The sequence below is a fragment of the Fundicoccus sp. Sow4_H7 genome (assembly GCF_052115865.1).
Lineage (GTDB): Bacteria > Bacillota > Bacilli > Lactobacillales > Aerococcaceae > Fundicoccus_A.
The window spans coordinates 265,743-277,588 of record NZ_JBQKME010000002.1 but is presented as its reverse complement, the minus strand read 5'-3'; the positions used below and the strand labels follow the sequence as shown (position 1 = coordinate 277,588).

The following is an 11,846-nucleotide window of genomic DNA, read 5'->3' as shown; positions in this document are numbered from 1 at the left end:
AAAATATTCTATAATCGAATGTATTATTTAAGTGATGTTCAATGAAATAACTAAATAGACTGGAATGAGGCAAATGGCTGTAACAATTAAGGATGTAGCAAAAAAAGCAGGCGTGGCACCTTCAACCGTAACACGCGTAATACACGATAGTTCAATTATTTCACAAAAAACAAAAGATAAAGTTCGAGCAGTGATGGAAGAATTAAATTATTATCCCAATTTAAACGCTAGAAGTTTAGCAAGTAAAAAAAATTCTATAATTGGTTTAGTTTTTCCGGATGCCACCGATGCTTTTTATCAAAACCCATTTTTCCCAACAGTCATGCGAGGGCTTAATGAAGTAGGAGCCAATTCTAATTATTCTTTACAGCTGACAACAGGAAATGATTTAACTAGCCGTCTCAACAGTGTTCAACGGATGATTCATGGTCGGCAAGTGGATGGTTTAATTTTCCTTTATGCACGTAAAAATGATCCGATTTTAGAATTTGTCCACCAGCAAAAATTTCCACTTGTTGTTATTGGAAAGCCAGCTATTGAAAATATCCCATTTGTTAATAATAATAATCAACAAATGGCACAAGACATGACTCAGTACTTAGTTGAAAAAGGATATAATAAAATCGGCTTTATCGGTGGCGATCCAGAGCAGCAATTTATAAACGATCGCTTGCTTGGCTATAAAGAGGCGCTCAGCAACGCCAATATCGAATTTCAAGAAGACTGGGTTTATAATGATTTAAGCTTCTTACCCGAAGTAGGCTACGAATTGGCCCAACATATCGCAAAAGAACAAGATTTTGATGCCTTTGTTGTAGCAGATCAATTTGTAGCAACCGGCTTTAAAGAAGGCTGGAATGCCGTTTCTGAAACTGAGATACCAGTGATTACCTTTCATTCTTTCCATATGCATGAAAATGCTAATTTTTCATCCGACCCCTATGTCAATATCAATGCACATGAACTCGGTAAAGGTGCTCTGGAAATGCTTTTAGAAGTGATTCAAAATCAAGAAGAAGAAACAGAGAGGGTGTTCCAAAGATACGTTGACCATGAAATTATTGGCTAGAGATAAGATAGAGATACAAAAAACGTAAGTAACCTTGATTTTTCTGAGGCTACTTACGTTTTTTAGCTTATTTATATTTTTCTTCTAACCGTGACATCCACCAACCTAAGGCGGTTCCTGCAACTAACATAACAAAACACATAAAAAATTGAAGCCAACCAAAGCCAGCATAGTCCAATGGTATAATCATAATCGTTGAGGCAATAACAATTCCGAAAATAAAGTGGAAGAACAAGGAATAATAACGTTCAAATATATATTCAACAATTTTTGAAAATAAAAGGATAGTTAATAAACCACCAATCGCAATAGGAACTAAAACGGACAGGTCTAAGCGACTAAAACCTTCAGCCATCGGTTTATACAAACCAAACACTACAATAAAATTTGAAGGACTTAGCCCAGGAACTAGAACCCCTAGAGCAATTAAAGCGCCACATAAAACCCAACTGAAAAAGTTAATAGGCAATTGGCCACCAAACGATTGATTTGAAAAATAGATTAAAGCAATCCCAAAAACAAAAGCCACAACAGCCATCATATAGTCTTTTTGACTGCGTCCTTCTTGCCCAGCTTCTTTCCAAAGAGATGGGACCATCCCTACGATACAACCAACAAAGAACCATAAAACTATGGTTTCATAATTTTCTAAAACATAGCTAATCCCAAAAGACAATAAGACAATACTTGCTAAAGCTCCAAGTCCAACCGGTATGAAAAAAATCACATTGTCTTTGAAGTTTTTTGTGATATTGGCTAAAAAGCGAATAATGCGTTCATATAATCCAAATATCGCTGCTAAAGCTCCACCACTAACACCGGGAATAATAAAACCCGAACCAATGAACATCCCCTTAACAAAACGGAGTAGCCATCCTTGATTTAAATTGTCATGTGTTTCGTTTCCCATAGTTACCTCCAAGTATTTTCATTTATTAATCATATACTCTAGTAGTTTAACGATATTTATTGGAGATAGCAATTGGGATTTTCAATTCTAATAAAATAAGCCTTTAGTCTTACCATAAAAGCTCTTCTCCGTTATAATAGAATTTATATATTAAGGAGGAGATAAGATGCCAAACCATATACTTTTTTACAGCAGTGTGTGTCCAGATACCCCTGCTTTTATTGATGAATTAAACCGATTAAATATCAACTATGATTCCGTGAATATAAATGAATCCATATCAAATCTAAAACAATTTTTAAATTTAAGAGATAATCGTTCCGAATTTGATGAAATTAAAGCAAGTAATCGTGTCGGAGTGCCAGTTTTACAAACTACAAATGATAGATTGATCTTTGACTTGGCGTTACTAGAAAGCCAGGCGCAATAGTTTGAGATATTTATTTAAATGGTTTGTTGTTGGGGTGTTAGGCTTAGCGCTAATCGTTCAGGCTCAAGAAATCGATTTAGTCTCGGAAGCTGAATTAAGTCAACTTGTCGTTAATGAGACGCATGACCAAACGCCCATCAATGTTTGGCAGGCAATCGTTGAACAAGCTCGCTTTGAAGCAGATCAACCGATATCTGCCTGGCACGAAAGCTTAGGCTTAGATGAATGGGTTAAATTAGATTTAGCGAATGAACTCACTTCGTTAAGTCGCTTGTATGAAACAGAAGGATCGCCATTGAATGCCTATCCTGTTGAAATTGAGCTGATTTTTTACCAAGAACACTTATTCTATATTGGTCTCAATTATTTGGCGGCTTATATTCCTTTAGAGTATACAACAGATAGCCAAACAATTGATGAGCTTAACCATGTGAGTGATTTAAGTGAAAATGCCGTTTCGACTACATCGGTAACCTATATTAAAGATCCAACCTTAGGAGACCAAATCATTTGGGCAATTCCAATAAATAATGAAAGTGAAGACAAGGTTGAACTTGAAATAATTCAACAAAACGATTCATCTTTATCGTCTCTTGCAACGAGCTCGATTGATTTTGCAGCAAACCAATATTCAAATTATCTGATTGATTTATTGATGGAAGAAGAGCTATTATCACTCGACATTGGTCCGTTGTTAACGTCCTCTGGATATATCGTAGATGATACTTCAAACGACGAAACAACTGCATCGATAACGATTAAGCCACCTTCAAATTGGTCAGAATTTTTAAGTCGAAATTTAAAGGAAATAAATATCGCTGAAGAACAGCCGCATGATGGAAAGAAAATGATCGAAGCCTTTGAACAATTTCATCAACTTGAATTTAATTCAGATGAAGAGGAAGTTTCTCTAGAAGGAAATACAACAGAAGCATTAGATTTTCTAGCTGAGATTGATAATGAAATAAAGAACCGGCAAGAAATAACTAAAGAAAATATTATGGATATATTTGGTCCAGAGTCGCATGCAAATCAAGTCAGCAATAGTGAATTTTTAACCTACTATGGTGTGGATGATAACCATTTAGTAATTCTTGAATTTCATTTTTATCAAAATCAGCTGATTGGTTATCTCTATTTAAATAAAGATTCACGCTTATATGAGTCATTGCATCTAAATGAAGAAGAGGTCGCTAAACTTGATAAGCAAGAGGCTTTAACTTTAAATGATGTGACTGCACGCCTAGGTCTACCTCAGAGCATAGCGGTTCAATTACCTAATCAAACATTGTATAGTTGGATTTCAATTCAAGAAGATGGTAATTTTGTTATCACTGCGAACAGCAGAAACAATGGAAAAATAGAACTTACTTATCAAACAATATCTATTGAAAATTAATCAAAGGAGAATTATATGGAAACAAATGATATTTATTTATTAATGCAGAAAGCACATGAAGTAAAGGAAAATTCTTATAGCCCTTATTCAAATTTTAGGGTTGGGGCAGCTATCAAAATGGATGATGATCACATATTTACGGGAGCAAATATTGAGAATGTATCCTTTGGAGCAACTAACTGTGCAGAGCGCTCAGCAATTTTCACAGCCTTATCAGCTGGCTATCAACGTAAAACGATTAAAGCGATTGCGGTTGCAGGCGATACGGAAGACTTTTTACCACCATGTAGCATTTGTCGTCAAGTGATGGTTGAGTTTTGTGAACCAGATACACCGGTATATTTAACACGTGAAGACCAATCAATTTTGACGACTTCAGTTAAAGAACTTGTTCCGTTTGCGTTTGAAACGATGGATATGTAATTTTCTATTGTTTGCCTCTAGCAAGAACCTTTGTTATATTAGAATTAACTAAACTTTAGGAGGAATATTATGGTACAAAAACTATTACATGCTTGTTATCGTGTTCATGATTTAGATGCTTCAATGAAATTCTACACTGAGTTATTTGATTTTACTGTGAGTCGTGAAAGAAGATTCCCAGAGCACAAATTTGATTTAGTTTATTTAACTGTTCCAGGTAGTGATTTTGAATTAGAGTTAACCTATAACTATGACGCTGATCCATATACAATTGGCGATGGATTTAGCCACTTAGCTATTGCTGTAGATGATTTAGAAGCAATGCATGAAAAATGTGTTCAAGCTGGTTATGAAACAACAGATTTAAAAGGACTACCAGGTAATAAACCATCTTACTTCTTTGTTACAGATCCGGATGGGTACAGACTTGAGGTTATGCTAGAAAAATAGATGCTTGTCAATCTTATTTTTCTATGTTAAAATGCGCTTATGCGATGAGTCGAATAGCAGTCTGGTAGACTGTAAGACAGTGTATCGTGGGAAACCAAGCTAGGATAGCTGATACAAAAATAATTTGCTGTGAACATTTTATTTTGATCATTTTTATGGTTTTGTCGTTCGGAAAAGTAGATTACTACTTTTAAACCGACCAAAAACAATTTTTGTTTTTGGTCGGTTTTTTAGGTTCTACAATAAATGAGGTTGTTGACGAAAATTTGTCATCAACCTCATTTTTGACTCTACACAAAAACGTAGATAATCAGTAAGTTGATCACGTTCTAAAAAGTGTATAAATTAATTTATTTATCGTAAGCGGGGAGCGGCCAACTGTCTAATTAAACAAATGAAAAGTGACAGAACTCGTACACCCTAAATTGAAAAGGGTACATGCGTTTGCCAAACGCATTGCCACCAGTCTATAAATCCATTGAAAAGTTGCACTATAATAACTTTTTTAATAAGTCGTCCTTGCACTTCCTATATACTCCCAAACGAGTTATAGATAATCTAAAAAGGTCAAGCTGCATAAAAAATATTGTTTGACCTTTAAATTAGTCATCATCGACTTTATTTGACAAAGAACATTTTTATTCGTCGCCGATGATAATACCATCTTCAATTGCTTGCTTAACATTTTCTTCGCTATCAAAATAATCATCATATATAGCTGCTTCAGGGTGATCTTCAGAGGATACTTGTAAAATCACTACTTTTCCATCAACATCAAATTGGAGTTCAAACATTCTATTTTCTCCATCTGATTTTACAAAAACTAATTTGTCTTTTGATAATTGTTCCTTCATTTTTATAACCACCTTTAGTTAATTTATTTATAATTATAGTAACAATTTTAAGTATATTTTGTCAATTAATGCATATTGAAATGATGGGTTTTTAGAACGAACTTTGATTTTAAAGTTAAAAATACATTCTCTTCGAATAAAATATCTCACATTAAAATTAAAAATAATATTTTACAGTGAAATAATTTTGATTCAAAATTATTAGCTACAAATTTAAATAAAAAAATAAAGTATTTATTGATAAAAACAAGAGTGTTTCCTTGGTTTAAATTAGTGGCATTGCGATTATTCTGGTATTATATTGATAGAGCAATATTATTTGTCGAAAGACTTTCTAGCGGTAATCTAAATGCTATGCTATTATTAAGTTATTAAATAAGATTTTGATTTATTTGTTACCAATTAATGATATAAATTCAAATTAATTAGATAATGTTAATTTAGAATTATTTATATTATTATGTCAATCGAACAGTATCTTTTCCCTTAAAGCTTATATGTAGTACTATCAATATTATGAAATGAAAGTGGCAAGTTTATTTACAAAAAGCGTTTTCAATACTATAATAGTAATGACGAAAGGATGTTGAGTATGGAGCATAAAATACAGCATTTAAATTATTTTACTGATGATATTTTTCACTTTAATCACGGAGATCATACAGATTCTTATCGGTTTCTAGGGAGCAAAAAAATAGAAGCTGAAGGTGTAGTAATTGGTTATCAATTTAGTGTATGGGCTCCAAATGCACATAAAGTCTATCTGCAAGGTGACTTTAATCAGTGGCGGATAGATCCAATGGATTTTTACGAAGGTGGCATCTGGAGTTTATTTGTTACAGGTGCTAAAAAAGGTCAATGTTATAAATATGGAATTGATCACGGAAATGGCCATATTGAATATAAAATTGATCCTTATGCTTTTCGTTTTGAAAAGGCCCCAAAAGATGCATCTATTATTTGGGATTTAGAAGAATTCAATTGGTCTGACGGTAGTTGGCTGAGAAGACGGAAAACACAAAATTTCTTTGAAAAACCATTACAAATATATGAAGTACACGCAACTTCCTGGCGTCAACATCCTGATGGCAGCTACTATACATTTAAGGAGCTAGCTGAAAGCTTAATTCCATATGTAAAAGAAATGGGCTATACGCATATTGAATTTATGCCATTAATGGATCATCCGCTGGAAGCTTCGTGGGGTTATCAAATTACCGGATATTATGCCGTTGGAGCCCGTTTTGGTACACCTGAAGAATTAAAATATTTCGTCAATGAAGCTCATAAAGCTGGAATTGGTGTATTTATGGATTGGGTACCTGGGCATTTTAATCGTAATGCTAATGCTTTGGCATATTTTGATGGCACACCAACTTATGAATATCAAGACGTCAATCAGGCAAACAATATTGGTTGGGGGACTTTAAATTTTGATTTAGGTAAAACACAAGTTCACAGCTTTTTAATATCGAATGCTATCTTTTGGCTAAAAGAATTTCATATTGATGGCTTAAGAGTGGACGCGGTCTCCAATATGATATATTTAGATTTCGACCAAGGTCCTTGGACACCGAATGAAGATGGAACCAATGAAAATTATCAAGGTGTTCGCTTTTTACAAAAAATGAATACATCTATCAAGAAAATTTTACCTGATGTCATCATAATGGCTGAAGAAAGCACTAGTCGAGAAAAAATTACTGCTTCTGTTGAAGAAGGTGGCTTAGGTTTTGACTTCAAATGGAATATGGGTTGGATGAATGATACACTGAAATTTTTTGAAATGGATCCTTATTATCGCCCACAAAATCTAACATTAATTACTTTTGTATTTATGTATCAATACAAAGAGCGTTATATCTTGCCCTATTCGCATGATGAAGTGGTACATGGCAAGAAATCCCTATTAGGAAAAATACCTGGCAATCGATTCGAACAATTTGCAACCTTAAGATTAATTCACGGCTACATGCTAGCTCAGCCAGGGAAAAAACTTCATTTTATGGGGAACGAACTGGGTCAATATTTAGAATGGCGTTTTTATTCTGAACTAGAATGGATTGATTTGACCAGACCTTATAATAAAGAATATCAACATTTTATGAAAACGATTAATCATTTTGGTTTAGAAACGAAAGCCTTATACGAGCTGGACCATTCACCTGATGGTTTAACCGTTCTTGATGCTGATAATTATCAAGAAGGTATTCTTACATTTATCCGTCGTGGTATTAAGCCACGAGACTTTATCATCGTAGTTTGTAACTTTGTTCCCGTTCAACGTGACTCTGTAAGAGTGGGTGTTCCATATAAAGGGAATTATCAAACTCTTCTAAATTCTGATGACTTAGAATTTGGTGGCAAACGTAAAGACGCAACGGACGATTTTAAAACAGATGCAATAGAGTATAATGGGCAACCATTTTCAATCGAAATATCTGTACCAGGTTTATCTGTCCAATATATTCAACCAAAGCGAGTTTATGGCGTAAATAAACAAGGAAGGGGATAGAATACTAATAATAAACGAGTCGCCTCGCCAGCGAATCAGTATTCTAAAACAGCTATGAAAAATGAAATGATTGCAATGATATTAGCAGGTGGACAAGGTACACGTCTAGGTGTTTTAACCAAGCAAACTGCCAAACCAGCTGTCCCATTTGGTGGGAAATATCGAATAATTGACTTTGCCCTAAGTAACTGTGCTAATTCAAATATTCGTAATTTGGGTGTTGTAACACAATATCAACCACTTGAATTGAACGAGCATATTGGTAGAGGGGCTTCTTGGGGGTTAACTGGACGTAATGCAGGAGCAACGATTTTACAGCCTTATTCAAGTTCAGATGGCGAAAAATGGTTCAAAGGTACTGCTAATGCTATTTATCAAAATATATCTTATATTGATTCAATGAATCCAGAATATGTATTAATCCTATCAGGTGACCATATTTATAAAATGGATTACAGTGAAATGTTAGAATTCCATAAAGAGAAAAATGCGAGTTTAACAGTAGGGGTTATTCCTGTTTCAATGAAAGAGGCATCACGTTTTGGAATTATGAATACAGATCATAGCGATCGAATCATTGAGTTTGAAGAAAAACCTGCTGAGCCAAAAAGTAATTTAGCATCAATGGGAATCTATATTTTTAATTGGGAAACATTACGCCGTTATTTAGTTGAAGATCAAGCTAAAACAAGAGAATTAGAAGATTTTGGTAAAAATGTTATTCCAGCTTATTTAGAAAACGCTGAAAATTGCTTTGCATTTGCGTTTGATGGCTACTGGAAAGACGTTGGAACGATTGAAAGTCTGTGGGAAGCCAATATGGAATTCCTTGATCCAAACCACCCATTAAATATCTCTGAAGATCGTTGGAGAATTTATACAAACAATGCTGTCACACCTCCACAGTATGTCTCAGAAGATGCCGTTGTAAAAGATTCAATGATTGTTGATGGCTGTTATGTTGCTGGTAATATTAACCATTCTATTTTATCAAATGATGTAAAAGTTGGTTTAAATTCTAGTGTTGAAGAATCTATTTTAATGGCGAATGTTACCGTTGGTTCAAATTGTAAAATTGAATATGCAATTATTGGTGAAAATGCTGTAATTGCAGATGGTGCAAGTGTAATTGGAACAAAAGATAGCATAGCTGTCGTAGGTTATGCAGAAACAGTAGGAGGACCGAAAAACGATGGTGAAGAATAAATTATGTGCAATTATTAATTTAACAGAAGACGAAAGTAGCTTAAAACCTTTAACGAATCATCGCCCAATTGCAGCTTTACCTTTTGCTAGTCGTTATCGTGTTATCGACTTTGCATTATCGAATATAGCTCATGCAGATATTGATTCGGCAGCTTTATTTATTGCGGAATCTGGTCGTTCTATTTATGACCATATTCGTTCAGGAGATGCCTGGAATCTTGATTCGCAGGTTGGGGGAGGGATTTTCACTTTCTCTCAATTAAACTGGAAAAACAGAGATCATTTAGAAAATAATTTTGATGATTACTATTTTAATCAAAAAATTTATATGAAACGCTCACGGGCGGACTATGTATTTGTAACAGGGAGTAAAATCCTTGCCAATATCGATATAAAAGCGGTGCGCCGCGAACATATTTCAAGTAATGCTGATATTACTTTAATTTACAAACCAATCTTAAAAGACTTAATTGATGGAAATCATCCGAAAGAGCGTTCGATTGTTTTTGATGCTGATGGTTACTTAACACAACTAGAAGAAATGTCTGATTTTTCAGATGATAATCGTGTTAATGCAAGTTTGAGTATGTATTTATTATCTGCTGAGAAGATGTTTGAAATAATTGAACGCGCTGAATCCGAAGGGCAATATATGGAGTTGGATGAATTAATCCAATATTATGCGCTAGATTATAAAACAAATACATATGAATATACAGGTTATGCAGCTAACTTAAGTAGTATTGAAAATTACTATCAAGCCAATATGGATATGCTTGACCGTAGCAAATTTACTGCTGTTTTCCATTCAAGCTTACCAATTTTAACGAAGACTAAAAACGGATCTCCAACCTATTATGCAGAAGATTCTAATGCCAAAAATGCCATTATTGCGACAGATTGTCTGATTGAAGGAGAAGTTCTTAACTCCATCATTAATCGTAAAGTTAAAGTAGCAGCGAATTCGACAGTTAAAAATAGTATCCTTTTACAAGGAACAAAAGTTGGTGAAGGGGCCGTTATCGAATATGCCATTATTGATAAGGATTGTGTCATTGAACCAGGCGCTAAAATAGTGGGAACTCCAGATAATCTAGTTGTTATTGCCAAAAATACGCATGTTGAAGCTTAGGAGGATACGATGAAGGTTTTATTTGCTTCTGGTGAGGCGGCACCATTTTTTAAAACAGGTGGTTTAGGGGATGTTGCGCACGCTTTGCCAAAAGAATTGTTAAAACAAGGCATAGATGTTCGTGTTGTCCTACCTAATTATTCACAAATGCCGGTGAAATATAAAGAGCAATTGACAGAGTTACGTCACTTTAGATTTCAATTAGGTTATAAAAATGTCTATTGTGGTATTAAAACTTTAGAACTAGAAGGCTTAACTTACTATTTTATTGATAATTTGGCTTATTTTGATCGTTCTAGCATTTATGGTCAATGGGATGATGGTGAACGTTTTGCTTATTTTTCTACAGCCATTATTGAAATGTTAGAAGTTATTGATTGGATTCCTGATATTATCCACTGTAATGACTGGCATACAGCGATGGTTCCAGTACTACTAGTTGATCGTTATCATTGGAAAGAAAAATTGCAAAATATTCGCAAGGTCTACACTATTCATAATATTCAATTTCAAGGTATTTATTCACCGGATATGCTAACAAATGTTTTCGGCACAAGTTTTAATACTTTTACTGAAGATGGAACTAAATATTTCGATAATATGAATTATATGAAAGGCGGCATTAACTTTTCTGAGCGTGTGACAACGGTAAGTCCGACTTATGCTGAAGAAATAACGACAGCGACATTTGGTGAAGGACTGGAATCAACCTTACAGCATAATTCCTGGAAATTAAGAGGAATCATTAATGGGATTGACTACACAATTAATGATCCGGAGACAGACCCACTTATTCCACATCATTTTAGTGCTAAGAAAATGGCAGGGAAGGTAGAAAATAAATTATCCCTTCAAAAAGACTTAGGTTTACCAACTGATCGCAATGTAGCGATGATCGGAATTGTTAGTCGCCTAACGAATCAAAAAGGTTTTCAACTTGTGGAAGAGCGGTTAGAAGAATTGCTACAAGCGAATGTTCAAGTTGTTTTATTAGGAACAGGTCAAGCTAATTTTGAAAATAGCTTTAGTTATTTCGAAACTAAATATCCGGATAAAATGCGAAGTATTATCGATTTTGATATTGCTTTAGCTCAACGCATCTATGCTTCGAGTGATATGTTTTTAATGCCAAGTGCTTTTGAACCCTGTGGTTTATCACAAATGATTTCGATGCGATATGGAACCTTACCGATAGTGCATGAAGTGGGTGGATTAGCCGATACGGTTGAGCCGTACAATGCATTTACAGGAGAAGGAACAGGCTTTAGTTTTTATGATTTTGATAGCTGGACAATGTTACAAACAATTTATCGCGCCCTTGATGTATACTATAATCAACCAGATGCTTGGCATGGACTTGTAAGAAATGCCATGAATAAAGATTTTAGTTGGGAAAAACCTGCTAAAATGTATATCGATTTATACCAAGAACTGCTTGATGAAAAGTGAATTGTATGA

General features: G+C 34.4%; 11 protein-coding genes. 9 read left to right on the top strand and 2 right to left on the bottom strand.

Annotated features, from left to right (window positions below; all coding sequences use genetic code 11):
• The first annotated feature begins 73 nt into the window (after positions 1-73).
• Positions 74-1,069: a LacI family DNA-binding transcriptional regulator gene (locus tag ACTQ54_RS04025; RefSeq protein WP_441754863.1), complete on the top strand. Its 996-nt coding sequence runs from the start codon at positions 74-76 to the stop codon at positions 1,067-1,069.
• 67 nt (positions 1,070-1,136) lie between these two features.
• Here the strand turns inward: ACTQ54_RS04025 and ACTQ54_RS04020 are convergent, their stop codons facing one another.
• The gene (locus ACTQ54_RS04020) at positions 1,137-1,979 is read right to left on the bottom strand and encodes a DUF368 domain-containing protein (protein WP_441754862.1); all 843 of its coding nucleotides are present in this window, start codon (positions 1,977-1,979) and stop codon (positions 1,137-1,139) included.
• 166 nt (positions 1,980-2,145) lie between these two features.
• Here ACTQ54_RS04020 and ACTQ54_RS04015 point away from each other — a divergent pair, with 166 nt between their 5' ends.
• From ACTQ54_RS04015 to gloA, 4 genes are all read left to right on the top strand, one after another.
• Complete coding sequence (locus ACTQ54_RS04015; RefSeq protein WP_441754861.1) at positions 2,146-2,409, top strand: hypothetical protein; 264 nt, start codon at positions 2,146-2,148, stop codon at positions 2,407-2,409.
• Between the two features lies 1 nt (position 2,410).
• Entirely contained in the window at positions 2,411-3,808 is a 1,398-nt protein-coding gene (locus ACTQ54_RS04010; protein ID WP_441754860.1) for a hypothetical protein, read from the top strand.
• A 15-nt stretch (positions 3,809-3,823) separates the two neighbouring features.
• On the top strand, positions 3,824-4,231 hold the full coding sequence (gene cdd, locus ACTQ54_RS04005; protein WP_441754859.1) for a cytidine deaminase: 408 nt from the start codon (positions 3,824-3,826) through the stop codon (positions 4,229-4,231).
• Between the two features lie 69 nt (positions 4,232-4,300).
• Positions 4,301-4,681 (top strand): lactoylglutathione lyase, encoded by a 381-nt coding sequence (gene gloA, locus ACTQ54_RS04000; protein WP_441754858.1) that lies wholly within the window; start codon positions 4,301-4,303, stop codon positions 4,679-4,681.
• Between the two features lie 638 nt (positions 4,682-5,319).
• Here the strand turns inward: gloA and ACTQ54_RS03995 are convergent.
• Positions 5,320-5,535 (bottom strand): hypothetical protein, encoded by a 216-nt coding sequence (locus ACTQ54_RS03995; RefSeq protein ID WP_441754857.1) that lies wholly within the window; start codon positions 5,533-5,535, stop codon positions 5,320-5,322.
• Between the two features lie 592 nt (positions 5,536-6,127).
• Here ACTQ54_RS03995 and glgB point away from each other — a divergent pair.
• Genes glgB through glgA form a run of 4 tightly spaced genes read left to right on the top strand, consistent with a single transcriptional unit; the run spans position 6,128 to position 11,837 of the window.
• On the top strand, positions 6,128-8,050 hold the full coding sequence (gene glgB, locus ACTQ54_RS03990) for a 1,4-alpha-glucan branching protein GlgB (protein ID WP_441754856.1): 1,923 nt from the start codon (positions 6,128-6,130) through the stop codon (positions 8,048-8,050).
• Positions 8,051-8,104: 54 nt separating this feature from the next.
• On the top strand, positions 8,105-9,256 hold the full coding sequence (locus ACTQ54_RS03985) for a glucose-1-phosphate adenylyltransferase (protein ID WP_441754855.1): 1,152 nt from the start codon (positions 8,105-8,107) through the stop codon (positions 9,254-9,256).
• A complete protein-coding gene (gene glgD / locus ACTQ54_RS03980; RefSeq protein WP_441754854.1) occupies positions 9,243-10,388 on the top strand; it encodes a glucose-1-phosphate adenylyltransferase subunit GlgD in 1,146 nt (381 codons plus the stop codon). The genes ACTQ54_RS03985 and glgD overlap by 14 nt, the downstream gene beginning before the upstream one ends.
• Positions 10,389-10,397: 9 nt before the next feature.
• Positions 10,398-11,837, top strand: coding sequence for a glycogen synthase GlgA (glgA, locus tag ACTQ54_RS03975; RefSeq protein WP_441754853.1), 1,440 nt, complete (start codon positions 10,398-10,400; stop codon positions 11,835-11,837).
• Positions 11,838-11,846 lie beyond the last annotated feature (9 nt).